This window comes from Vibrio hepatarius (assembly GCF_011806575.1).
In the GTDB taxonomy this organism is placed as follows: Bacteria; Pseudomonadota; Gammaproteobacteria; order Enterobacterales; family Vibrionaceae; genus Vibrio; species Vibrio hepatarius_A.
Genome location: NZ_JAATOO010000001.1, coordinates 61,096 through 86,778 on the forward strand (window position 1 = coordinate 61,096; position 25,683 = coordinate 86,778).

The window sequence follows — 25,683 nt, forward strand, 5'->3', positions numbered from 1 at the left end:
TATGAAATATGGATATGTAATTCCACTCTCAGCAATAGCTCTTGCAATGTCTGTTCAAAGCTATGCTGAGGACGAGTACGAATACATGGAAACCCCAGTCGCAGAGCAAATCGCTGACCTAGAAGATGACGACAATGATGGCGTCGTTAACGCCCGCGATATCTGCGCAGATACACCGATAGGGGCGCAAGTTGATAATGATGGTTGCGGTGAAGTAACTAAGGCTGAGGAGCAAAGGCAGCTACACATCTTGTTTGCCAATGACTCCTACGAGATCAACCCAATCTTTGCCGATCAAATCCAAACTATGGCCGACTTCCTCAAAAAGTACGAGTCCGCATCGATTCAGATTCAAGGCTATGCCAGTCGCGTTGGTCAAGCTGACTATAATCTTGAACTGTCGAAAAAGCGTGCACACGCGGTGCAAGATAAGCTGCTCTCTTATGAGATAGAACCGAAACGAGTTGAGATCGTGGGTTATGGTGAAACACGAGTGGTTGCAGAAGGCGATGACGAAACAGCCCATGCACAAAACCGTCGGGTAACCGCAACGGTAGTCGGTTTGACTCAGCAAGTCGTGGAAGAATGGACCATCTTTACCACTCTTGAGAAATGAACGCGATAAGCCCTCTAAAGCAAAACGCCCCTTCAAGTGAAGGGGCGTTTTATTATTGTTGTTGGGATTACGCTGACTGCTTGTTTGGCAGCGATAATCTTAACAAGATGTAGCCGGCAATTGCTGCAGTGGTCGACCCCATCAAAATACCAAGACGCGCGTAAGTATCGAACTGAGCATTGGCTTGGCCAAACGCTAGTGATGAAATGAATATCGACATGGTAAAGCCGATACCACACAACACAGACACCGCGAAGATATGTTTGAAGTTAATGCCTTCAGGTAACTTAGCAACGCCCGACTTAACCGCAACCCAGCTGAATGAGAAGATACCTAGCGGCTTACCAATTAATAGACCTAATGCGATACCCAGTGGCAACATAGATGTCAAACCTTCAACTGAAACGCCTTCCAACGAGATACCTGCGTTAGCAAATGCGAACAGAGGTAGGATGAAAAACGCGACGTACGGATGCAATGCGTGCTCCATATGTTTCAGTGGTGAGCGCTCTCCCGCATTCCCTTTCAGTGGAATAGAGAAACCAATGACCACACCTGCCAGAGTTGCGTGAACACCTGATTTCAGTACCGCTACCCACAAGATGAAACCAACGATCATGTAAGGCGTCAACTTGGTAATGTGTTTCGAGTTAAGTACAAACAACGCCGCTGTCATCGCGAAACCAACCGCCAATGCGGATGTGGACAGTTCACCGGTGTAAAACAGCGCGATGATAACAACAACACCTAAGTCATCGATGATCGCCAATGCGAGCAAGAATACTTTAAGGCTGGTCGGAACGCGCTTACCTAGCAGCGCCATGATACCCAAAGCAAATGCAATGTCTGTCGCTGCTGGAATTGCCCAACCTTGGACCGCTTCAGCGTTGCCCGCGTTGAACATAACGTAAATTAGCGCTGGAGCCAACATACCACCTACCGCTGCAATCGCAGGGAAGATAGCCGTTTCTTTTGACTTTAACGCACCCTCTAATAGTTCGCGTTTTACTTCCAAACCAATCAACAAGAAGAAGACCGCCATCAGACCATCATTGATCCAATGCGAAATAGACATACCAAAAACGTAAGTGTGCAGACCACTTTGGTAAAGCTCGTTTAATGGTGAGTTAGCAATTGTCATCGCGATGGCAGCTGCAATCACTAGCAAAATACCACCAGCAGACTCCATTTTGAAAAAATCGCGAATTATATCACTCATGATATCGTCCTTTTATTTATTATGTTAATAAACGATTAACAAAGAATAGTACCGAGTGTATAGACATCCAATCAGAAGGGAAAATCGCTTCTTTAGATGTTTCACTTCGGTATTTCCGATAATAACCCCTTTAAAGTCCTCTAATTTCCTTATCCAATTATAGGCAACTGCGAGCAATATCTTGTTAAATGCAAAAAAGCAGCTCCTTTTGCATAAAGAAACTGCTTTTGTGGATGTTCAGTAAACGAGTCTTACGTTAATAGCCTGTTAACTGCATGAATCCTTTTGCACTGTGACTCCCCGTTGCTTTAATCGGTCCTTCCCAATAGGGGATGACAAACGGTAGCCAAAGGTCAGCGTTCATTGCTCGCGTACTTAAATTGATATTGTACTTCGGAATACGAATAAACCAACGCGTAGGAACCTGTTTCCCGTTTTGCATTGCCTCAGGCTGAATCGGCTCCATGACAATCTCATCAGATTTAATCTCGTAGACTTTGCCATCATTAGTAGACAGTGTAGCAAACATATAAGGCAATTGTTGATTATGACGATATCGACTTACCGAAAGTGTTTTGTCATCGTCAAGACGCAGTACAAACCAATCCCAACCTTTTTGGCCTTCCGCCATTAAGCCGCTGCCCCACTCTTTGCTCATCCAAGCATTGCCCGTCACCGATACATGCTTGCCATCACCAAGATCTAGCGTGCCTTTCACGCGTAAAAACGGAGCGGTAATGTTGTAAGACGCCACTGGCAGTAAATCATGTTTTTGCTGGTAGCCTCGCTCTCCCGGGATGACATAAGGTCCTCGGGTTACAGTCTTTAGCTCCAGCGCAAAGGTGTCTGTTGCCGCAACAAGTTGGCCGGGAAACGGTGTGCGTCCTAATGAACGCCAGTACCAGTTGTCGATCCAAACTCTGAACGGCTGGTTAGTCATCCCCGCTTGGCCAATCCCGCCGCGCGCGATACGCTGTTCTCTCCACACTTTATCTTTGCTGGATATAACCACGTGGGAAACGAAAATCTGTGGACTCAACCACCCAGACATGTTGCTGTCGTTCGATGCAATACGGAAGTAACTCCACTGCACGCCATATTCTTCGCCGTTTTCATCAGTGACGTTAGCAAAGAAGTGCCACCACTCGTGCTGAAACGCATTATGGAATGCAAAATCACCAGGTAATCTCACTGGCGAATCGGGTAATACAGGGTCGAAGACTTGATTAGATTGAGCGGTGAGTATGTCGCTAATCTCGTTAATTTCTACTTCAACTGACGCGCTTTGCAGCTTATCGAAATACACCGCGACGAGTAGTGCAGCAACAATACACAACGCAAGTACCGAGATACCGACTCTGATATATTTGCTCTTGGTAATCACAGCGAATCCCTCAATGACTTCATCGGCGTGTTTCTCACCATTCTCAATACTGGAACTGCGCCAGCGATCATCAATGACAACATAGTAAGTGACGCGGTTTTAATGTATTCAAAAGGAATTAGTTGCAGCTCTAGCGTCCAGCCAAAAGACTGTTTGATGACAATATCAACAACCAGCCTCGCCAATGCCAATCCAAGCGGCATCGCAATCAAAATTGAAATTGCACCAAAGACGAATAGCTGCAAACTGCCCATCAAAATCAGCTCTCGACCAGACATACCGACACAGCGTAGCAACGAAATGTGTTTCTGCCGCGAGACTTCCCCCGCTACGGTAGCGAAGAAGATACCAAATATCGCGATCACCAACGTGATGTTACCCAGTGTATCGGCGATCGAGAACGTACGGTCAAACACCCGTAATGCTTGCTGGTGGATATGACTATTGTCAAAGATCCGGTCCGAGTCGATTCGGAACACAGATTCCATACGATGCCGGAGACTCGCCACACTCACGCCGTCGCTTAATACCGCACCAAGTGCCACACTTCCGCTGCCGGCATACGCGTAAAGCCAGTTACGGTGTGACAACAGAACTTGGTTATACGGGTTGCCGTAATCATAATAGACGCCAACCACTCGCCAACCCGGACCTAACTCTTCCGGTAAATCGATCGCGTCACCCGGGCGAATACCTAACTTAAGTGCCATCGACTCACTGACCATCACACCTTTGGATTGATGCAAATGGTACCAGTAGTTAGGAATACCCAGTTTAACCGTCAGCGCGTCAAGCTCACCTTCAGAGCCACCCGTACTAACAACCTGTAGCGCTCCACTAGAAGTCATGACTTCTTTTTCCCAACGCCACCAAACCGACTCGACCTCTGGCTGTTTCGTTAGCCAAGAGCTGATTCGCCCTGCTGAACTGGTATTTGGATAAACGTACAAGTCTGCCGCTAAGCGCTGAGTCAACCATTTATCAGTGGTGTCGCGGAAGCTGCCAACCATAGTTTCAACACCAATATTAGCCGCCATAGCAAGCATGAAGCCCATTGTTGCAACGCCGCGGTAGCTCATGCTCGCCGCCGCATCCGCAAAGAACCAACGCACTTTCACCCAACGCAATGAGTAAGAAAACATACCGAATACACGCCAAATGATATACGGTGTGAAAAGCGCGACGCTTAATAACATCAGAGCAATAATCGCAAAGCCAGATTCTTGAGTTTTTGGCGCTTGGTAAATCGCAATCGCTGCGACACACAAGGCACATGCAATCAAAGCTTGAATCGTAAATTCAGTACCCGCAAAACGAACCAATGAAAGGCGCGTAGTTAGTCGAATCGGTTGCGAGCGCAGCAAACGCACCAAAGGCCAAGCACACGCCACCGCTGCGCCAATTAATGTCAACATTAAGCTGTACAAGCTGGCATCCCAGCGCCAGCCGATGGCCAACCCAACATTCGCGTTGTATAAATCGCTCAAACTTGCTGAGACCGATGGTATTAGCTGATTCGCAAGGAACAAACCAAATGCGTTACCGCACAGCCAGCTAGCAAGTACCAAGAAGAACAACTCGAGCATCAGCGCTTGGGTTAATTGCCAGCCTGATACCCCCATCTGTCTTAAAATCCCGACCAGCAATTGTCTCTGCACCAACGATAGTGACATTGCTTGATAGAAGATGAATAAGCCAACCAAAAACGCCAACATGCCCATCGCGCTCAAGTTGATGTGGAAAGCTTGGGTGAGTGATTCAAGCTCTTTGCGTGAACTGCGGCTAAGTTCCATCCCATTGGGAAGGTAAGATTTCAATCGCTGCAGTTTCTCTGGTGGCATCTCGCTACACGCGATAACCGAAATACCAGAGCTTCTCTCCAACATTCTTAACAGCGCGATATCAGCCAGGATACGAGTACCGTTCAGCATCCCTTGCGTATCAACGACGATAGGGCCGAGTTTGCTGCCGTCTTCCAACTCAATTGAATCGCCATTACGCCACTTTTTGTGTTTGGCAAGATCTTGGCTCACCAGTATAGGGTATGGCGGTTTCATTAGTGCTAGTGAAGCAGCGTCACTAAGTAGTGCTCCCGGCTGTAACTTGAGCATTGAAGCTGGGTCGATACCCACTAACGTCAGGTCACTGTCATCGGCAGTACGAATACGCAAGTGTTCAAACGGCGCACATTGATTGAATCCGTCACGGCGTAATTGAACGTAGAAACCTTGAGGGATTTTACTGGTCGCGTGTTTCGGACGGATGCGATAAGGAAGAGGATTGGAGAACAGTTTTTCGCCGTGCTCATAACTTTGACGAGCATGACTGTTGATCGAACTAACACCAACAAGTAGTGAAACACCTAACGTCAAACCAAGCCAGACAAGAATGATTTGAAATGGGTAGCGTCTGTAGTGGCCAAGTAGCGCTCTAACTACGGGCCATAACATGCAACTGCCCTCCTTGCAGACGGATTTTACCTTCCATATGGTCAGCAACGCGTTGGCTGTGAGTCACCAACAACAAGGTACATTCTAGTTGCTTGGATAACGTGGTTAGCAATCTCATTACTGCTTCTGCATTACGCTCATCAAGGCTACCGGTCGGTTCGTCAGCAAGGAGAATCTTTGGTTCCATGTACAGAGCACGCGCAATCGCAGCACGTTGTTGTTGTCCACCAGATACTTCTTCAGGATAACGACCGAGCAGAGGCATAAGGTCAAGTGCAGAGAGAATTTGTCGCCACAAGCCGTGATCTTCAGGCAGCCCTTTGAGCTGACGACAAAAACGGATATTGTCCGCGACATTCAGTGTAGGTAACAGATTGAATTGCTGGAAGATAAGACCGATATTGTTGCGACGATAAACGGTACGTTTGCTCTGCGAGACATCGTGCATAGAAAAATGAGGAAAGTGGATCTCACCAGAATCTACTTTATCCAACCCTGCGATAAGGTTGAGCAGCGTACTCTTGCCTGAGCCACTTTCCCCCATCAGAGCGACTTGTTCGCCTTGACTTAACGACAACTCAGCACCTTGCAAAACTGGATGAAATTCATCACCATCTAGATAGCCTTTACACAGGTCTGTTAGTTGAAGCATTAATACTCTCGCAAACAATAAAAATTTGGACTGTGAATCTACACTAAATCGATGGCAGTAGGAAGTATTTTGGATACTAGATCACAAGATATGCACCAAAATGCATCAATTTAACGTCCGAGTTCTAATTTTCAATCAAATTTCGAATCCATTTGCGCGTATTCATACGATAAAGTGAGCCTACCCACTTAATCGCTTCTTCGGTCAAAAACAGCATATATATCCATTCTGGCTGCCAACCCAACCCAATCGCAGCGAACGCAGCAAGCGGGATGCCGATCATCCACTGTGCGACTAGGTCTTGGTACAAACAGAATTTCACATCACCGCCTGCACGGAGCACACCGACGATCGTCATCATGGGAACAGAGCGAAGGATAATCGCCACGCACAGTACCAACATGAACTTCTCGGCTAGAATGCGAGTGTCATCGGTCAGTGCACTAAACGCATTGAGAACCAAACCTTGGGTAAAGTACAACACAATCGCGACAGCAATACCGACAAGTAGACTGAGTACTGTTACACCTATCGCTTGATAGTACACTTGCTCATAGTTCTTAGCGCCAATTTGGTTACCCACTAACACTGCTGCTGCGTTAGACATACCGATCAACAATGCCAACGAGATTGACTCGACTGGCGTCATCACCGATAACGCCGCTAGGCCTTGAACACCAGATTGTCCCATTATCGCGTGGTAGGCGAACAGCCCCCCCGCCCAAGCGAGAAAGTTAAACGTTGTCGGTAGAGAAAGTTTAAGAAAACGCACCACTCGATGCAGATCGAGTACTGCTTTAATGTCAGCAAAGCTAAACGCCAGCAAGTGCTTTTTGAAATACAGATAGCCATACAAGGTGCCTACCTCAATTGCACCGCTTAACACAGTCGCAATTGCCGCACCTTTAATGCCCATTGGCGGCACGCCGAACTTACCGAAAATAAAGATCCAGTTAAGAAATACGTTGGACAGAATACCAATGCCACTAAAGAAGGTACTGATGCCTGGTTTATGCATCGCACGCAGGCCGACCGACATACTGGCAACGCATGCAACCGCGAACATACTTACCGATGTAATCACCAAATAATCAGCACCGAGCTGAATAACGTTATCTGACTCCGTCGCCAACGACATGACTTGTGTTGGGAAAAGAATAAATAGAAAAGCCGTCAATCCAGCAAATAAACTTGCGACAAACCACGTCAGCGCCGTACTTTCACGTACACCTTGTTTATTACCTGCTCCCCAATACTGCGCAGTAAGTAACGCACCACCCGTAGTAACACCCACTAGCATGATGGTCGTAACAAATGTCGCACGCGCTGCCACACCCACTGCCGCGATTTCTGCTTCACCAAGTTGACCGAGCATGAGAACATCGACCAAACTGCGGCTAGAGAACATAATACTTTGCAACGTAATCGGCATCGCAATAGCCACTAGGCGACGGAAAAAGTCTCCTCGAGTGTGATATAAGATCTGAGAAATCATAAAGAACGACTTACCTCTAGCGACAACAGGCTGAAAATTAGGAAAAAATTGACTGGTCATTATATGATCAGGCGCATATATAAACCATCAAAATAACCGAGGTCATGGATGAAAAAAGTGCTGGTTTTAGGGGCTTCTGGCTACGTTGGTTCGCAACTGTTATTTCAGTTGTGCGAACAAGGCTATCAAGTCACGGCCGCCTCAAGACAAATTGATTACCTGTCCGCTAGGATAACGCCCCACCCTAACCTCACGATTACCTACCTTGATCTTGCGGATAAGCAAGCAACGTTAGAATTGGTCCCACAATTTGAGCTGGTGTATTTTCTGGTACATGGTATGGCTCATGGCCATGATTTCCTCGACTACGAACTCTCGCTTGCGGAAAACTTCTGCGACGCTTTATCAGTCAGCTCCGTCAAGCACGTTATCTTTTTAAGTGCCCTACAGCCACAAACTGCCAACTCTGAGCACCTTAAAGCGCGTAAAATGACAGGTGAGATCATCCGTAAAGCTAATGTACCCATCACCGAGCTACGTGCTGGCGTCATTATTGGCGCAGGTTCGGCGGCATTCGAAATCATGCGTGATTTTGTCTACAACATGCCGATTCTTATCACGCCCAAATGGGTGGATTCAAAAGCGAACCCAATCGCACTCGAGAACCTGAATCACTATTTACTCTCACTCGCCGAAGAAACACCCACAGAACATACTCTCTATGAAGTGGGCGGCCCTGATACGCTAAGTTATCGTGAGCAATTTAAAGTCATCAGTGAAGTGGTCAAAAAGCCGATTACTCTCGTCTCGACATCGTTGCTGACACCAAAGTTGGCGTCCAAATGGTTAGCCTTGGTCACCTCAGTACCATCCAGCATTGGCGCGGCGTTGCTTTCAGGGCTAGAGCATGACTTTATCGCTCAATCACAAGATATCCGCACCAAATACCCGCAAACACTTATCTCGTTCCGCGATATGGTTAAAGACAGTATCGCAGCGGAAGGCACTTTTGTTCGCAGTGAAGTCTGGGGCTTTGACCCAGCGGCATTAAAGCGTTGGCAAGCGGGATACGGTTACTATCCTAAGCAGACTGGCGCAACCATAGAAACGCAATCCAGCAACGAACAGTTGTGGCAAGTCGTAAAACAAATTGGTAGTCGTAAAGAAGGATACTTCTTTGCAAATGCACTTTGGCGTACGCGAGAGTGGCTGGATATATTTTTCGGCGGCGGTAAGCCCGTTAGACGCTCCCCACCAGGACCAGAGCTCAAAGTTGGAGACTTTATCGATTCGTGGAAAGTCATCCGCTGTGAGGAGTCGCGCTTTTTATCGTTATTATTTGGTATGAAAGGACCGGGACTCGGACGACTGGAATTTACCATTGAGGATTTGGGCGACAGACGTCGACTCAACGTGACGGCATGGTGGCATCCACAGGGTTTACGCGGCTTGTTGTATTGGTTTGCGATGATGCCCGCTCACCTGTTTATCTTTAAAGGCATGGTTAAAGCGATCGTTAGAAAAGCCAAATAACAATGAAAACACGAGCAGTAAAGCCTTATATGCAAAAAGAGCTTCCTTATATGGAAGCTCTTTTTAATATTATGCCCAGAAACTAGATCTGAAAGCTGAGCGGAATTTCTGCCAAATGCTGACCACGATTACCAGGATAAATCAGGTATTCACCGTGGTACTTAACATTAGACTTATAATCTGTCACTTTGTGAACCATAAAGCCCGCTTGAGTTGCTTTCTCTACGAACTGAGCGTGGTGCCCACGTACAAACCAACTCATCGGTTTAACCAGCAACTCACCATCAAAACAGCTGTCGCATTGGTCTGCACACAGCCCCAACGAGTTCTGTCCTTCAGTGTAAAGCTGCACTTTGCCGCACCCGACTAACGGCTCAGAAGTTGAAACTTCCCAACCTTCGTTTTCCATCATATCGAGAAACGCTTCAACGTCGCTGTCTTTTATGATTCGCTCAGGTTTGTCTTGCGCGAAAAATTCGCCGTAGAACTTACTGATGCGTTGAAACGTGAACATCAATCCTGCGTCGTTGCCTTTCGAACGCCCTGCTTTTTGCCAACGCGTTAAATCATCTACCACACAACGTGGGAAACGCTGTGATTTCAGCGCTTTGGTCACCCAACGCACCAAGTAATGGTTATTCGCAACTGGTGCGTTAACCGCTTTACCAGACTTGTGTTCCGCCGCAAGCTCATCAAGCGCGGCATTAACTAATTTTTGAATCTCAATTGTATATTCAGACATTAAGCCTTTCTTCCAAATATCCAGTAAAACGCGGCAGACAAAATCGAACATGCCGACATAACGGTAATCATCGGCCAAGTGGCACCGCTTGGCAGCATGGCAACAACTGCACCGATAATCGACCCCGTACCGAAACGTAGCGTACCCGCCAATGAAGAGGCGGTTCCTGCCATAGTAGGATAACCACTCAGAAGCAGTCCCATGGAGTTGCTACCGATCGTCGATAACGTGCCGATAAATAAGACCACGAAAGGTACCGTTCCCCATAGCCCGAGGTCAAGCATCCAAGTGATGAAAAGCCCTAGACCGGCGAATAACTGTACGGCTAAACCAAATCGCAGCATTGCATGTGAACCGACTTTCTTCACCAATCGACCATTGACACTGGTCATAATGATCATCGCCACGATGTTAAGACCAAACAAATAACCAAAATGATCTGGACGGACACCGTAAATATCAATGTAGACAAACGAGCCAGCGGTTAAGAAAGCAAACATGCCCGAAAACGAAAACGCGCCAGAAAAGATCAGCCCCATCGCAACAGGGTTGGCACACAAACGAGCATAGTTTCGAATCGTGGTTCTAAAGCGTAGTGGTTGCCTCTTTTCTGCGGTCAGGGTTTCTGGGATTTTCCAAAAAACTAACGAGATAACCACAGCAGCAAAGATCGCTAATACCCAGAAGATAGAACGCCAGCCAAACCAAATCGCTAAGTGACCACCGATCATCGGCGCAACAAGCGGCGCAATAGTAATCACCAAGGTGACGAACGACATAGTACGAGCGAAGTCTTCACGGTCAAACATATCACGTACAACTGCTTGAATGATGACAGCCGCAGCGGCACCCGCAAAACCTTGCGCCGTACGCACATAGGTTAACGCTTCAATGCTGGTTGTTGTCGCGCTCACTAAAGACGCGATACCGAAAAACAACACGCCAAGGATCAAGATTGGTCTACGACCATAACTGTCCGCCAACGGACCATGAAGAAGCTGACCAATAGCAAAACCTGCGGTGTACGCGGTTAAGGTAATTTGCACTGCACCGTCTGCCACGCCTAAATCGTGTGCGATATCTGGCATCGCCGGCAAATACATGTCAATGGCGAGAGGCGTCAGAGCACCAATGGCTCCCAGAATAAGGAACAAAAGAAAAGTGATTTGCGGAGCTTTGGTTTGCTCAATTGCAGAACTAGACATAAATCTCCTTCTTGATGGCGTTAGACTAGTTGCCTCCTTGCTACCGACTAACAGAAACAAAAGACCCGCATCTGCGAGCCTTGTGCTTATATTCATTCAATTAATGAAAAAAGACTAGTTCCCATTAGGAACTAAACTATTTCCTGTGGTTATGATTAGTTCCAAACAGAATCAATTTCATCTTGAGTTAGATAGCGATATTCACCCGGTTCTAGTGCTTCATCTAACTCAATCGCACCGATACGTTCACGGTGAAGATGCTCTACCTTGTTACCTAACGCGGCAAACATGCGCTTCACTTGGTGGTATTTACCTTCCACTATGGTCAGTAATACTTCATTTTCGCTTTCGTCTACAATGTCCAGTTTAGCGGGTAACGTCGCTTCTTTCTCATTGCGCAGCTCAATACCTTCAGCAAACTTCTGTTTGTAGTCCGCTCCGATTGGGTCGGCGAGCCACACACGGTACGTTTTCTCACATTTGTGCTTTGGTGACGTAATACGATGAGACCATTGACCATCATCAGTGATCAAAACCAAGCCTGTTGTATCAACGTCTAAACGACCTGCGAAATGAAGGTCTTCCATTTTCACTTCATCCAGTAAAACAAACGCCGTATGGTTGAAACCGTCTTCATGCGAGCAAACATAACCATCAGGTTTAAAAAGCATAATGTAACGAGGACCCGGTTTGGCGATTTCTCGACCTTGCCACTCAACGACACATTCGTCCGTTACCTTGTATGAACCGCTTTTTTGTACGATGTCATTGACAGTGACATCGCCACTCTTAATGATTTTTGTCGCTTCTTTACGTGTCGCACCTAGTGCATCACACAAATATTTATCTAAACGCATGAATACCTCATCTTTGTCAGGTGAGGTATTATAGTGCGACTGAATCAAATAGTTGAGCTATTTCACACATTTTATGTATACACTCCGTCCCTATCAGGCCGACTCAGTAAAAGCCGTTATTCATTACTTTCGTAAGCATTCCTCTCCCGCGGTTCTAGTACTGCCTACTGGCGCAGGAAAAAGCTTGGTGATTGCCGAGTTAGCGCGCCTCGCCAAAGGTCGCGTGCTGGTGCTTGCGCACGTTAAAGAGTTGGTTGAACAAAACCATGCAAAATACGAAGGCTATGGTTTAAAAGGCGCAATTTATTCGGCAGGATTAGGACGCAAAGAAACCGACCAACAAGTGGTGTTTGCTTCGGTTCAGTCTGTGGTGCGTAATCTGGACGATTTCAAAAATCAGTTTTCTTTGTTGGTCATTGACGAGTGCCACCGAGTACCTGATAACAAAAACACCAGCTATCAAAAAGTCATCAGTCACTTAAAAGAACTTAATGTCGGCATCAAAGTGCTCGGTTTGACCGCGACGCCGTACCGTCTCGGCATGGGATGGATCTACCAATACCATACGCGTGGACTGGTACGCACAGAAGAGCCACGTTTTTTCCGTGACTGTATTTTTGAGCTCCCAATTCGCTATCTGTTGGATGAGAAATTCCTCACCCCTGCACGAATGATGGACGCCCCAGTATTGAGCTACGACTTCTCTCAACTTACGCCTGCGTCTACTGGTCGTTACAAAGAAGCGGAACTCGACATGGTAATCGACAAAGCCAAGCGCGCCACTCCGCAGATTGTCGAGCAAATCGTTCACCTCGCCAAAGACAAACAAGGCATTATGATCTTTGCGGCCACCGTCCGTCACGCACAAGAGATTTTCTCATTGTTGCCAGAAGGCCAAACTGCTTTGGTCATTGGTGATACACCCACAATTGAACGTGACCGCATCATTCAAGACTTTAAAGACCGCAAGATCAAGTATTTGGTCAACGTTTCAGTATTAACCACGGGCTTTGACGCCCCACACGTTGATTTAATTGCGATCCTACGCCCGACAGAATCCATCAGCCTTTACCAGCAAATCGTTGGTCGCGGTTTGCGTCTCTCACCAGGGAAAGAAGAGTGTTTAGTCCTCGACTATGCGGGCAACAGCTACGATTTGTATCAACCGGAAGTCGGCAATCCTAAACCGGATTCAGACTCAGAAATTATCACCATTCCCTGCCCCGCTTGCGGATTTAACAATAACTTTTGGGGCAAGCTCGACAGCAATGGCTTTTTGATTGAGCACTTCGGCCGCAAATGCCAAGGTTTTTTTGAAGATGACGAAACCGGAGAGCGTGAGCACTGTAACTACCGCTTCCGAGCCAAATATTGCGGTGAATGCGGAGCGGACAACGATATTGCCGCGCGTATTTGTCACGAGTGCGACGCTACTCTGGTCGACCCAGACAAAAAGCTCAAAGAGGCACTCAACCTGAAAGACGCACTGGTGTTCGAATGCAAAGATATGGATCTCAGCGTACATAAAGACGAGAAAGGCAAAAGTAGCCTCAAAGTAACCTACATTGGTGACAATCAAGCGCAGGTACACGAGTTTTGGCCACTCACAACCAAAAACCAGAAGCAACGCTTCAAAGATCACTTTGTTCGTCCCCATCTTGCCGACAAGCACCGCCCTTTTGACGAAGCTTCGCCGACTAAAGTGGTCAACAACCAGCATCGTTTTCGACTGCCACAGTTTGTCATTGCACGTAAGGTTGGTCGATTCTGGAAAATGCGCGATAAAATATTCCAAGACGAGCTGACCAGCGGATAACAAGGTTATTCACTTAGTGTTCAGATAACGTTAGTAATATAGAGATTAATTGGTTCAACTTGGGGAAAGTCATGCTCAAACCAGCGTTTATTTTATGCCTTTCAACTGCAACGGCTTTGATGCCTCTGCAACCAGCGCTTGCTCAGAAAAACGGGCACGCGTTGGTGCAAGACGTTTATAAGCCAGGCACAGAAATTGAGTTCGATGAAGATCAAGACGAAGTCTATCAAGCGGTAAAAAAAGGCGACATTCGTCCATTCTCAGAAATGTATGCAGCGGTTGAACGAGATCTGCACGGGCGTATTATTGAAGTAGAGCTTGAAGAAGACGACGGTATTTGGGTTTACGAACTCAAGCTCAACCACAATAACAACATCATCAAAGTGGAATATAACGCGCAGACCTTCGAAATGCTGGAAATTAAAGGTCGAAACTTCACTAAAGCCCTCAAGAAATAGAAGACAAAGAATATGAAAATACTGGTTGTTGAAGACGAGCCACGCTTGGGCGAACAGATCATTGAAGCATTAGAACAAACAGGCTGGGTACCTGAGCTTTCTCAGGATGGCATTGACGCACTCTACCGTGCAACATCAGAAGAATGGGATGCGATTGTACTGGATTTGGGGTTGCCAAAGCTGGATGGCTTGACGGTACTGAAAAGCATCCGTGACGAAAACATTAACACACCAGTAATCATCTTAAGTGCGCGTGATGGCTTAACGCAGCGTGTCGAAGGCCTTAATGCGGGTGCCGACGATTACCAAACGAAACCGTTCGAGATGGTTGAACTGATCGCGCGCATACGCGCTCAGCTGCGACGCGCATCCGGTAATGCTTCGCCGATAATTCAAATCGGCAATCTAAGCCTAGACACGCGCAGTTCAAAAGTGATGTGGCAAGGTAATCCCATCAGCTTAACCGCGTTGGAGTACAAAGTCGTCGCGTACTTTATGCACAACCCTGAAAAGGTCATTTCGCGCACTGAACTGGTCGAACATATCTACAAACAGGATTTCGACCGCGACTCTAATACCATCGAGGTGTTTATTGGCCGTATTCGCAAGAAAATCGCCCCAAAAGTGATCAAAACGGTTCGAGGCTTGGGATACCAACTGAATGCCGAATAGTAAACGTCATTTACTAAAACGTTTAAGCTTACGCAGTCGCTTAGTATTAGCGGCTGTGGTCTGGTTGACCGCAATGATCATCGCCGCGGGCATTACCGTCCCTCAGCAAGTTTACAGTTACATGGTCGATGACACTAAAGAGCAGCTCTCTTTGTATTTAGACGAGTTATCGGCGGCAATTGATGTCAATGAAAAAGGCCAACTTCACCTTAGTGCACAACTCGCCGACCCACGCTTTTATCAACCTTATAGCGGCCTATACTGGTCAGTAGAAACTGCGAATGACTTACTACGCTCACGTTCTTTATGGGACCAGCGCATAACGTATACGTCACTCGAGAAGAAACCGCTCGGTGCGAAATCAGAACACCTCATTCTGCTCGAAACCTCGCTCTATTTTCCTGATTACGATGGTCCAATCAAAATACTGGTTGGCATTGATGAGCAACCGATAAAAACCACCGTGTCCAAATTAATGAATCAGCTGTGGGTGATCTTAGCACTGCTCTACTTCGGCATTCTGTTTATCATTATGATCCAGATTCTGTGGTCGCTTAGCCCATTGTCAAAAATGCGCAAGGAGTTATCGCAAATGCGCGCTGGTGACAAAGAAAGACTCGATAACGAATACCCAAGAGAAGTCGCACCTGTGGTCGATGACCTCAATGCCCTGCTCTTTCACTATCAAGAGTTGCTTGAACGGGCACGAAACCACTCAGGCAATCTATCCCACGCACTAAAAACGCCACTGTCTGTGATTCGCAATGAAATTTCTACACTAGACGATGAACAGATCAAACAACGGTTCCAAGAGCCGATAAACCAAATCCAAAATCAAATAGATTATCACCTTGGGCGCACCAGAATGGCGGGAGCAAAACACATCCTAGCGGTTAAAACCAAACCGAGCGAAAGGATAGACGCAATCTCGATGGCGTTCGACAAAGTGTATGCTTCACGTGAGGTCACACTGATTAACGAGCTTGACTCAGAGATTGAAATTGCTGTCGAAAACACTGACTTTGACGAGATGGTCGGCAACTTATTGGAAAACGCTTACAAGTGGTCGAGCAGTATCATTCGCGTACATGCCGAACAGTTAGACAACGGACGCATCGCTATTGCCATCGAAGATGATGGACCAGGCATTCCCGATGACAAACTCCAACAAGTGACGCGCAGAGGCGTTAGATTAGACGAAACGACTCCAGGCAGCGGATTAGGGTTAAATATTGTCAGTGAAGTTGCGCACAGCTACCGTGGCGAGCTCTCTTTATCCAGAAGCGCATTAGGCGGCTTGAAAGCCAGTTTGTCGTTCCAAAAACCGCAAGCATAGCCGGATCGATTCTCTCTGGTTGATAGCTGAATTTCGTTCAAACGAATGAAATATAACCGCAGGGATCATGGGCGATGTTAAATTCGCTAACTAATTGAATAGATTTAATCAAAAGATAGTCGCTTAACACTATTATCTATTGCCCGAAAGCCAAGACAGTGTTAGTATCCGCGCTCGTTTTATGAGTTACTACCAATTACTCGTAAAGCGTTATATACATTCTGGCAAGGTCGCATTGCTGGATGTGAAGTTAATTTATTCATATTTGAGAGTAATACTATGAAATTTGAAGCAGTAGTACGTACTGAACTAGGTAAAGGTGCGAGCCGCCGCCTACGTCACACTGGTAATTTCCCTGCTATCGTTTACGGTGGTTCAGAAGCGCCAGTATCAATCGTTCTTAACCACGACGACGTTGTTAACCAAATGGACAAGCCTGAGTTCTACGAAGGTATCGTTCTAGTAATCGACGGCGCTGAAGTAAAAGTTAAGCCACAAGACGTTCAACGTCACGCTTACAAGCCAAAAGTTGAGCACATGGACTTCATCCGCATCTAATTCCCTACCAAGGAATTATTCGGATTAAATCCTAGCCTTTTGCATATTAAGAATATCGGCCTTACCATCCGAGACTTCTAAAAAATTCGAAACCCCAGAGACTTACCACCTCTGGGGTTTCACCTTTCTGGTCATTCGAAAACTCATTTCCTCTTTCCAATCTCCAACACCCTGATTTTTGGCTATTTTTTAAGCAAAAATAATCTCTGCGCCTCTCCCCAAGTTGGATGTTCGTCTAAATTATCAACAATTGTGACAATAATGACTCATATAATTTTATTTTTACCATACGACACACTTGATAATAAATACGCTATATAGCAAGCTGCAATAAGTAACTAAGCACATTCCCTTATAATAAACCTGTAATAATTTTTGATTAAAATCAATTGTTTAGGATGCACTATGCTAAATAGCCTTAAAATAAAACATAAGCTTGCTCTACCTATTGTGCTACTCGCTACGGTGATTGCCAGCACAACCACCCTCAACGTGATTCAAGCTGACCGCCAAGAATCTCTTAACGATCAGCTAAACAATGAAGTACAACCCGTGATGGATAGCTTGGAAGATGGTTATCGAGACCTCTATCAAGTCATTACCGCGGCACAGGGAGTGATGTTAGCTAAGACCCAGGCTGACATTGACTACAACATTGAAGAATTTAAGGACAATGCCTACAAAGCAGTCCCCCGATTGAGTAAAGCCAGCGTACTGGTGGAAGCGGGACACCTTTCCCCTGAGCAGCAACGAGAAATTGATAAAATCGCAGCTGCCACCACCGCATGGGTAAAACTCTACGAGCCGATGTTTGAAAACCCATCTCAGGCTATTTCATACTATGAACAAAACCGCGAGAAGTTAGATAACGAGTTCCGCATCATCCGCGAACAACTCACTACCATTCGTGAGCAAGTAGAACAGTTGCAACTTACGCTGCGCGAAGAATCCGCTTCTTCTATTGAATCGAGTAAGTTGGTGCTTGAGCTAAGTGCACTGATCGCAGTGGTGTTGGTAGGTTTCTCGTTCTGGGTTTCTAATAAACTGATCCTCAGCCCAATTAACCGCATCAATAGCGCCATGAAAGACATCGCAACAGGTGATGGCGACCTATCACAGCGTATTGAAGTACAAAGTACAGATGAATTAGGTCAGCTATCGAAAGCATTTAACCAGTTTGTAGAGCGAATCCATTCCACAGTGAGCCAAGTGATCGTCTCCTCTAACGCGGTACGCGCAGAGATGGAGAACATTAAGTCGCTCACACAATCTGTCGCGGATTTCTCTGGTCATCAGCAACAAGAAAGTGAAATGGTCGCAACAGCCGTCAATGAAATGCAAGCGACCAGCGAAAGCGTTGCTTCTAGCGCTGAGGAAGCAGCTCTCGCAAGTACTAATGCAAACGACGAGGCTTCTAACACAGGTCTAGTGCTTAACAGTACTGTGAACTCAATTGAGACACTCGCTCAAGAGATCGATAACGCAAGCGTCGTCATTCACAACCTAGACACAGACGTTGGTAACATCGCTTCTATCCTTGATGTGATTCGCGGTATTGCTGACCAAACCAACCTTCTGGCACTTAACGCAGCGATCGAAGCCGCTCGTGCAGGCGAGCAAGGTCGAGGATTCGCGGTAGTTGCTGACGAAGTACGTTCATTAGCAGGCCGCACTCAAGAAAGCACCGGCGAGATTCAGACGATGATTGAGAAGCTTCAGGAAGGTGCACGTGAAGCCGTCACTGTCATGGAAGCGAGTAAAGAAAGCGGACAGCAGACAATTGTAACGGCAGGAAGCGCCTCAGATTCACTGAAAGAGATCATGGCGTCTATCGCTAAAATGAATGAAATGAATACCCACATTGCTACTGCAGCAAGCGAACAAAATAGCGTGAGTGAAGAAGTAAACAACAACGTGACGCGTATTCTCGACAACAGCAAGCAAATGGTCGAAATGGTCAATCATTCTGAAAGTGCGTGTCAGGCGCTGTCTGAACAGTGTGAAAACTTAGATAGATTGGTCGCCCAATTCAAAGTTTAAAACCTATCACCAGAAATGAAAAAACCCACCGAATGGTGGGTTTTGTTTATTTCACTATCGTGCTAGCTAGTTAATTCGAGTCATATATCCCGCTGCGGACACGTTCAAAGTAAATCGGATAGTTATTACGAATATTACGTTGTTCATCCACCATATGTTTAAACGATGGACCTTTATCAAATTGAATCACTACTTCTTCACCAGCAAACCTCAACACGGTTCCTTCAACGGCAATTTCACAGCCGTTATGTAGTGACAACAATCCTTTCATCTCAGTTCCGACCTGCAATTTGGTGAAACCGTTCATAACGATGCGCATTCCACCCTCAGACAATTCGCTAACACGGAACCTCTCTTGAGAAAAACGAACGCTTGGCATCGCTCGTCTAGGATATTTTAGGCGGTAGAATTCGCGTCGTTGTTCTACTGCGCTCATGAGTTACTCCTTTTAATCATAAGCCTTGAACAATCTAAAAAACAAACCTTCATGGTTTCAAGCTACAAAGCGGGCTTAGATTATTGCTCTTTAATAACAGTTTAACGGCTGAATATAGATAAATATGTCGATATTTTCCAGCTAAATAACTTCGCACTGAAATAATTGATATAAAGGCGAAGCTAGAAAAGCACTTATGCGACGTAAAACACTTTACTTTGCTAATCATAGCACGTAAATTTCGTTCAATTTCCATTCAATGTGATGCACTTATGTCTGAGCAACGTCTAGGCAATTGGATGGCTGCACTCTCCTTTTTTCTCTGGGGAATCCTGCCTCTCTATTACCAGTTTTTACCGAATGCGGCGATGGATGAACTCTTGCCAGTTCGCCTACTCGCATCAATTCCCTGCTGCCTATTGATCTGTTTGGCAGTCACTCGCAAGTTACCTAACTTGAAAGAAGCTTGGGCGGATAAACGTTCGTTAAAGCTGACGTTTATAGGTACGGTGGTGATGTCACTTTCATGGACAGCGTTCATCTGGGCACTTACCCACAACCGCGTCATTGATGCGAGCTTAGGGTTCTTTATTACTCCTTTGATGATGTGCGCACTAGGTGTGATGGTATTTGGTGAAATCTTGTCACCCGGAAAGAAAATCGCCTTAACGCTCGCGACCATCGGCTTGAGTTACCAAATCATTCAATATGGTGAAATGCCGTTTATTGCTTTGATCATGGCGATATTCTTTTCACTCTATGGTTTGTGCAAGAAAAAGATCGCCTACAGCTGGAGTACTTGCTTATTTATGGAAGCGTTGCTGCTTGCTCCCTTTGCGATTGGGTATTTGCTATTTAAAGAGCTCACGGTTGGTAGTGTTATCGTTCAAGCGGATCTAAATACGCTGTTATTGTATATGGGCGCGGCGCCAGCAACGTTAATTCCGTTAGTGTTCTATTCGATTGCGATTCGATTAACCAGCATGTCGACCGTTGGCTTGATGCAATATATCGAACCATCCATTCAGTTTCTGTTGGCGATTTTTCTATTTAATGAAATGTTTGATGAAGTCAAAGCCATCAGCTTTGGATTGATATGGATTGGGTTACTGCTAACGATTTTAGAAACATCACGTAATCGCTATGCATTAAAACGGCTGTGACGCGATATAAAAAATCCCCTCATGTGAGGGGATTTTATTATTCTATACCGCGAGCATTCCATTCCACAGCATTCCAACAGCCACAACAGCGACTAAGCTAAGAGCGCAAGCCCCTAACCGCTCTTTCCCTTGGAACGGATTAATGCCCAGCTCTTTCTTCGCTTGGATGTAAAAGTACAAGCCAGGTACATACAAGATTGCCGATAACATCAGGTAATTCAGACCAGACGCGTAAAGCAGCCAAACACCATAAACAGCTGCACCTAAGCCGATCATCAACAAGCTGCCACGGTTTCTTTCTTGCAAAGCGATTTTCAGTACAAACGCCCCAACGAGGAAATACGGCACTAAGATCATTTCCGATGCAATAACTAACAAGGTGTCGTAAGTGCTCCCCGCAAACATCACCACGATAAGCGATACCTGAATCCAGATGTTGGTCAATGTAAGCGCTTTAACCGGGCTTCCTGCCGCATTGAGTTTACCGTAGGCCTTAGGAAACATCTTTTCCTTGGCGCACAGGTAAGGCGCTTCCGCAGCAAGGACTGTCCAGCTTAAGAAAGCGCCGCATACAGAAATCAATAGGCCAACACTAATGATGTACTGCCCCCATGGACCAAGAATATGCGTCAACACTTTTGCCATCGACGGGTTTTGGAACTCCGCAAGTTCGGTTGGCTTAATAACACCCATCGATAACAATGTGACAAAGACATAAATCGCAAGTGCTGTCAGCAGACCAAGAATTGTCGCTCGGCCGATATCTTTGCGGTCGCGAGCGCGACTTGATACCACCACAGCGCCTTCAATACCAATAAATACCCATACCGTAATCAGCATGGTGCTCTTAACTTGTGACAGCAAATCGTGCTCTTCGCCGAAATGCAAACCAGTAAAGTCGAGCGTAAAGGTGTCCCAACGAAACGCAATAAAGGTACATATGACAAAGATTAACAGCGGGATTAACTTAGCAAACGTCGTCACCATGTTGATCAGCGCTGCGGTTTGCACCCCTCGTAACACCAACGCATGCACCATCCACAATAGACAAGACGCGCCAGCAATCGAGATCCAAGTATTACCTTGACCAAATAACACAGAGTCTGGTGTATCGAAAAGCATCCCCAAAGTGCTGAATACGATCACCAAGTAAGAGACGTTTGCGAGCATAGCACTGAGCCAATATCCCCACGCCGAACAGAATCCGACGAAATCACCAAACCCCTCTTTTGCATAGCCGAATACCCCACTATCGACTTCAGGGCGGTGAAACGCCAATTTTTGGAAAGAAAGCGCCAGAAAGATCATCCCAATGCCGGTGATTGTCCAGCCAATCATCACCGCAGCTGGGCTCGCAACAGAAGCCATGTTTTGCGGTAAGCTAAAAACCCCTGCGCCAATCATCGAACCAATGACGATCGCGGTCAGAGAGCTAAGACCTAATTTGTTATCCATTATAATTATCCGGTGTACCAGGTTTTCTATATTTTAGGAGACGCATTTTACGCTGAAACCAATGCAACAGGCAGAGCTCATGTGAGCTATATCTCAGAGATCGGCGAGAAAACCTAACTTTCATTGTTACCGATCAAACCTCGGGCGGCATTATAATAATTTCGCTCCAATAAAATAAAACTAAATAGCAAATAACTGCCGCATAAATTCATAATTGTGGGATATTTCACCAAAAAACAACTAAATTACCACACAAATTAAACTTACAATTATTGAGGATTAGTGACTTTTTATCCTAATGAAGATGACATTTATCCAAGCTTCCTTCGTCTCATCCAGTGCATGCTCGAAAAGTGGTCTACACTAAGTTTATCTTCTCCCAAGAAGATACTGAGTAAAAATTACTTCCTGTGGTGAGACCACTTTCAAGCCTTGGCCAATGCTTTGCATATCGGGCTTTTAAAGTGGTCCTTTTTTTGCCTGATTTTCTAGCAGAATAAATACAAAAAAAGCAGCCACCGTGGCTGCTTTTTATCGTTTTAAGAATTGTGTTTGTTAGTCGTTGATAAGGTAAGTTACGTTGCAAGAATCAATGATGGCGATCATCAGGTTGCTCTGAAAAATCGACCTGTTTATAAATATCAGCCAGAGACTTCGCTTTGGCTTTCTTACCACGTTTATTCTGGGCGACATAACCGTCTTCTTGGTCTTTTATCGCCCTTTCATGGGCTTTCGCCGATTGAATAAACTCCGGGTCTGACAACGCCTTTTGACGTAGGCGGTTAACGCGTTCAATGGTTTCCCATATCATATGCTACCTCCTTTACCTGTTTATATAAACAGTATAGTTACTCAAACCAATTCGTCAAGTTTTCTGTATGTCCATACAGCTACTTATTGAAGATAAGCGTTAAGCATCCACATCAACTTTTCTTGTTCACGGATGTAATCACCCATCAAAGCTGCTGTACCCTCATCGTTGGCTTCACTGGCACGCTCAAGAATACTGCGCTGCTTAACAAGCAAAGTGCTGAATCCGCTAACCAGACCACGTACGCAGTCAATACCTTGGGTTGCGTTGCGATGTTCTAGGATTGAACTGCCTTCAAGGTACTGGCTAAAACTATGATCTGGTGTAAAGCCAAGCGTCAGGATTCGCTCTGCAAGTTCATCAATCTTAACCTGGAGATCGGTATAAATTTCTTCAAATTTAGCGTGTAGCTCAAAGAATGCCTGACCTTTGATGTTCCAGTGATAGCCACGAGTATTCATGTACAACACTTGGTAATGTGCAAGTAGATGGTTCAACTCATTTGCCAGTTGTTGTGCGTCATTTTGGTTCAAGCCAATTAGGTTTACATGTGTCGTCATAATCTTTGCCCTCAGATTTTCGTTAACATCTTTTGTGTCTGTGGGATTAATTTAACGTGGGCAGATAAATAGTTAAATCCGATTAAAACTATCAATTTGATAGGCGTTATTTATTTAAGGTAACACCTATCTCAACGATTAATACAACCGATTATCATGAGTTCAACGAGTTCAGTACGCTATAAAAAAAACAGATACGAATGAGAACAAATGAAAGCACTAGTAGTAGAAGGCGGCGCAATGCGCGGCATATTTGCAGCGGGCGTACTAGACACCTTTATTCAGCAAGATTATTACCCTTTTGACTTTACAGTGGGCGTTTCAGCAGGCGCTTCGAATCTGATTGGCTATCTCTCAAAGCAACACAAGCGCAGCTACGATGTTATTACGACGCTCGCCACTGACAGCGCCTTTTTTAATCCAAAACGCTTCCTTAAAGGCGGCAACTTAGTCGATGTAAAGTGGTTGGTATCCGAGTCTCAACGCCAATATCCGATTGATGAACAAGCATTCCAGCAAAGTCCACCAATGCTTGCGGTAGCAACGAATGTCGAAACCGGTAAAGCAGACTACTACAGCGTGAACCGCCACAACCTTAGCGATGTGATTGAAGCAACCAGTGCGCTGCCATTAGTTTACAAACGCACTCCTTGTTTCTCCGGCGGATGCTACACCGATGGCGGCGTTGCGGATTCGATTCCGGTCATTGAAGCTTATCGCCGAGGAGCACGTGACATTACGGTGGTTTTGTCTCACCCGCTGAGCTATGAGATGCCAAAAACGCGCCATTCTTGGCTGTTGGAACGCTTGCTAGCGAAACATCCGAAAATTGCAGAGGCGATGAAAAACCGCGCCGAGAATTACAATCAATCGTTGCAGTTTATTCGTAATCCACCAGCCGATGCAGCCATTCGAGTGATTGCACCTAGCGAGGACTTTGACGTGAAACGCCTGACAATGAACAAAACGATTTTGGATAAGGGTTATCAGATGGGGTTGGAAGAAGGTCAGGCCCACCTAGCGATTCGCAGAGGTCAATTTGGTCTCAACGAAGAAAACTGCCATTTCTGTGTCTAAACAATAACAAGCTCACCAGCGTGCTTACTGGTGAGCTTTTCATTGAATCAGTTGGCGATATCTAGGTGGTTTTCGGTAACGCCGTTTACACGAAACCACCCTGCAATGCTGTAACGCTTTCTGTTCGCTGGCAGAACTTCATGGGGAAACTGTTCTGAAAAGAACACCGCTAAACGCCCTGCTTGCGGAGAGATCTTGGTTAGTAAGTTGTCGTCGAGATCGTAAACCACTAACTCACCGCCATCGCTTTCCTGCCAATCATCATTTAGGTAGAAAACGATTGTCAGCCTACGGTTGCGGTTATGTTGAAAACTATCGAGGTGCTTTTGGTAAAAATCGCCTTGTTCGTATTTGGCAAAGTGTGCTTCAAACTCAAACAAGCCCAAGAAAAAATGGCGATTTGTCTCCAGTCGTATTTCTTCCATTCGGTCTAAGAAAGACTCGACTGACTTGCCCATGGTCGGCTCTAACCATTGGATTTTATCGCTACGAATAGAAGCTTCTCGAATGGCTTCTTCACTACGACCAATACGAGCTTTGTTCCATTCACTTGGCAGATGTTCTCTCAACTCAGCGACTTCATCTGGGGTTAAAAAGTTGTCCCAGACGTAGTATCCGTGGGTAAAAAGAGCATCAATAAGCTGGTTCATTAGTAGGGAGAGTCCAGAATAACTTTAAACAAGCCTTATACAGAACTCTCACCTATCGTATCAAATCAGCCTATTTGTCATTACGATTAATAATGCTAATAGCACTACAGCCGAGTCAGGTTTAACTCAACTTCAGAACCCAGCCAGTAGGCATAATCGGTGTGATCTTTGTAGTCGTCATCGGTAACGGCATGAACAAGTACAGACAGGTCTGCTCGCGCTTTATCGAGCCAAGGGATCAGCAGGTCAAATTGTTCTTGTTTGAACTCGATGGCAAAGCTCCAACGCAGATGTGGCCCTACCAACTTCTGGTGAAAATTGCCCACAGCGAAGCCGAGTTCACTCTGAATTCGCTCACGTAGCTCAAAAGAGAAATCGCGAGTTTGCTCATCAAAGTAAATGTGAGCATGGTAGTCTTGGTGTTGATTGACTGGATATTTCATTGTCTTAGTTGCATAGAAGAAAACGAGGCCATACTAACATTAATTCTCATTCTCG

At 45.8% G+C, this 25,683-nt stretch carries 24 protein-coding genes; 10 read left to right on the forward strand and 14 right to left on the reverse strand.

Annotation, left to right across the window (positions count from 1 at the left end; translation table 11 throughout):
• Position 1: 1 nt before the first annotated feature.
• Positions 2-616, forward strand: coding sequence for an OmpA family protein (locus tag HCZ42_RS00290; protein ID WP_167418800.1), 615 nt, complete (start codon positions 2-4; stop codon positions 614-616).
• Positions 617-683: 67 nt separating this feature from the next.
• On the opposite strand, the gene nhaA is transcribed toward HCZ42_RS00290, so the two are convergent.
• From nhaA to HCZ42_RS00315, 5 genes are all read right to left on the reverse strand, one after another.
• Positions 684-1,835 carry a Na+/H+ antiporter NhaA gene (nhaA, locus tag HCZ42_RS00295; protein ID WP_167418801.1) on the reverse strand — a complete coding sequence of 384 codons (1,152 nt, stop codon included), beginning with the start codon at positions 1,833-1,835 and terminating at the stop codon, positions 684-686.
• A gap of 256 nt (positions 1,836-2,091) precedes the next feature.
• Positions 2,092-3,126, reverse strand: coding sequence for a lipocalin-like domain-containing protein (locus HCZ42_RS00300; protein WP_254868864.1), 1,035 nt, complete (start codon positions 3,124-3,126; stop codon positions 2,092-2,094).
• 89 nt (positions 3,127-3,215) lie between these two features.
• On the reverse strand, positions 3,216-5,669 hold the full coding sequence (locus tag HCZ42_RS00305; RefSeq protein WP_167418803.1) for an ABC transporter permease: 2,454 nt from the start codon (positions 5,667-5,669) through the stop codon (positions 3,216-3,218).
• A complete protein-coding gene (locus HCZ42_RS00310) occupies positions 5,650-6,321 on the reverse strand; it encodes an ABC transporter ATP-binding protein (protein ID WP_167418804.1) in 672 nt (223 codons plus the stop codon). The genes HCZ42_RS00305 and HCZ42_RS00310 overlap by 20 nt, the downstream gene beginning before the upstream one ends.
• Positions 6,322-6,445: 124 nt before the next feature.
• A complete protein-coding gene (locus HCZ42_RS00315) occupies positions 6,446-7,816 on the reverse strand; it encodes an MATE family efflux transporter (RefSeq protein ID WP_167418805.1) in 1,371 nt (456 codons plus the stop codon).
• 108 nt (positions 7,817-7,924) lie between these two features.
• Between HCZ42_RS00315 and HCZ42_RS00320 the strand changes: the two genes are divergently transcribed.
• Entirely contained in the window at positions 7,925-9,349 is a 1,425-nt protein-coding gene (locus tag HCZ42_RS00320) for a DUF2867 domain-containing protein (protein WP_167418806.1), read from the forward strand.
• An 82-nt stretch (positions 9,350-9,431) separates the two neighbouring features.
• Here HCZ42_RS00320 and HCZ42_RS00325 read toward each other — a convergent pair whose 3' ends face one another.
• From HCZ42_RS00325 to rsuA, 3 genes are all read right to left on the reverse strand, one after another.
• A complete protein-coding gene (locus HCZ42_RS00325) occupies positions 9,432-10,091 on the reverse strand; it encodes a DUF2913 family protein (protein WP_167418807.1) in 660 nt (219 codons plus the stop codon).
• Positions 10,091-11,296: a Bcr/CflA family multidrug efflux MFS transporter gene (locus HCZ42_RS00330; RefSeq protein ID WP_167418808.1), complete on the reverse strand. Its 1,206-nt coding sequence runs from the start codon at positions 11,294-11,296 to the stop codon at positions 10,091-10,093. The genes HCZ42_RS00325 and HCZ42_RS00330 overlap by 1 nt, the downstream gene beginning before the upstream one ends.
• Positions 11,297-11,451: 155 nt before the next feature.
• A complete protein-coding gene (rsuA, locus tag HCZ42_RS00335; RefSeq protein ID WP_167418809.1) occupies positions 11,452-12,153 on the reverse strand; it encodes a 16S rRNA pseudouridine(516) synthase RsuA in 702 nt (233 codons plus the stop codon).
• Positions 12,154-12,226: 73 nt separating this feature from the next.
• Between rsuA and HCZ42_RS00340 the strand changes: the two genes are divergently transcribed.
• From HCZ42_RS00340 to HCZ42_RS00365, 6 genes are all read left to right on the forward strand, one after another.
• Positions 12,227-13,969 carry a DEAD/DEAH box helicase gene (locus HCZ42_RS00340; RefSeq protein ID WP_167418810.1) on the forward strand — a complete coding sequence of 581 codons (1,743 nt, stop codon included), beginning with the start codon at positions 12,227-12,229 and terminating at the stop codon, positions 13,967-13,969.
• Between the two features lie 119 nt (positions 13,970-14,088).
• Positions 14,089-14,427, forward strand: a complete 339-nt coding sequence (locus HCZ42_RS00345) for a PepSY domain-containing protein (protein ID WP_254868865.1) — start codon at positions 14,089-14,091, stop codon at positions 14,425-14,427.
• A 12-nt stretch (positions 14,428-14,439) separates the two neighbouring features.
• Positions 14,440-15,099, forward strand: a complete 660-nt coding sequence (locus HCZ42_RS00350) for a response regulator transcription factor (protein ID WP_167418812.1) — start codon at positions 14,440-14,442, stop codon at positions 15,097-15,099.
• Entirely contained in the window at positions 15,089-16,435 is a 1,347-nt protein-coding gene (locus tag HCZ42_RS00355; protein WP_167418813.1) for an ATP-binding protein, read from the forward strand. The genes HCZ42_RS00350 and HCZ42_RS00355 overlap by 11 nt, the downstream gene beginning before the upstream one ends.
• Positions 16,436-16,714: 279 nt before the next feature.
• Positions 16,715-16,993: a 50S ribosomal protein L25 gene (gene rplY / locus HCZ42_RS00360; RefSeq protein ID WP_167418814.1), complete on the forward strand. Its 279-nt coding sequence runs from the start codon at positions 16,715-16,717 to the stop codon at positions 16,991-16,993.
• A 405-nt stretch (positions 16,994-17,398) separates the two neighbouring features.
• Entirely contained in the window at positions 17,399-19,033 is a 1,635-nt protein-coding gene (locus HCZ42_RS00365; RefSeq protein WP_167418815.1) for a methyl-accepting chemotaxis protein, read from the forward strand.
• 70 nt (positions 19,034-19,103) lie between these two features.
• On the opposite strand, the gene HCZ42_RS00370 is transcribed toward HCZ42_RS00365, so the two are convergent.
• On the reverse strand, positions 19,104-19,469 hold the full coding sequence (locus tag HCZ42_RS00370) for a PilZ domain-containing protein (protein WP_167418816.1): 366 nt from the start codon (positions 19,467-19,469) through the stop codon (positions 19,104-19,106).
• A 272-nt stretch (positions 19,470-19,741) separates the two neighbouring features.
• Here HCZ42_RS00370 and rarD point away from each other — a divergent pair, with 272 nt between their 5' ends.
• Positions 19,742-20,632 carry an EamA family transporter RarD gene (gene rarD / locus HCZ42_RS00375; RefSeq protein ID WP_167418817.1) on the forward strand — a complete coding sequence of 297 codons (891 nt, stop codon included), beginning with the start codon at positions 19,742-19,744 and terminating at the stop codon, positions 20,630-20,632.
• Positions 20,633-20,674: 42 nt separating this feature from the next.
• Here rarD and HCZ42_RS00380 read toward each other — a convergent pair whose 3' ends face one another.
• The 3 genes from HCZ42_RS00380 to HCZ42_RS00390 form a co-directional block, all read right to left on the reverse strand.
• Positions 20,675-22,087: a basic amino acid/polyamine antiporter gene (locus tag HCZ42_RS00380; RefSeq protein WP_167418818.1), complete on the reverse strand. Its 1,413-nt coding sequence runs from the start codon at positions 22,085-22,087 to the stop codon at positions 20,675-20,677.
• Positions 22,088-22,676: 589 nt separating this feature from the next.
• Complete coding sequence (locus HCZ42_RS00385; protein WP_053408484.1) at positions 22,677-22,898, reverse strand: hypothetical protein; 222 nt, start codon at positions 22,896-22,898, stop codon at positions 22,677-22,679.
• Between the two features lie 83 nt (positions 22,899-22,981).
• Positions 22,982-23,458, reverse strand: coding sequence for a Dps family protein (locus HCZ42_RS00390; protein WP_167418819.1), 477 nt, complete (start codon positions 23,456-23,458; stop codon positions 22,982-22,984).
• Positions 23,459-23,668: 210 nt separating this feature from the next.
• On the opposite strand from HCZ42_RS00390, the gene HCZ42_RS00395 reads away from it, so the two are divergent.
• Positions 23,669-24,535, forward strand: a complete 867-nt coding sequence (locus tag HCZ42_RS00395) for a patatin-like phospholipase family protein (RefSeq protein ID WP_167418820.1) — start codon at positions 23,669-23,671, stop codon at positions 24,533-24,535.
• 47 nt (positions 24,536-24,582) lie between these two features.
• On the opposite strand, the gene HCZ42_RS00400 is transcribed toward HCZ42_RS00395, so the two are convergent.
• Both HCZ42_RS00400 and HCZ42_RS00405 read right to left on the reverse strand, forming a co-directional pair.
• Complete coding sequence (locus HCZ42_RS00400) at positions 24,583-25,185, reverse strand: 2OG-Fe(II) oxygenase (RefSeq protein ID WP_167418821.1); 603 nt, start codon at positions 25,183-25,185, stop codon at positions 24,583-24,585.
• A 104-nt stretch (positions 25,186-25,289) separates the two neighbouring features.
• Positions 25,290-25,628: a DOPA 4,5-dioxygenase family protein gene (locus HCZ42_RS00405; RefSeq protein ID WP_167418822.1), complete on the reverse strand. Its 339-nt coding sequence runs from the start codon at positions 25,626-25,628 to the stop codon at positions 25,290-25,292.
• Positions 25,629-25,683 lie beyond the last annotated feature (55 nt).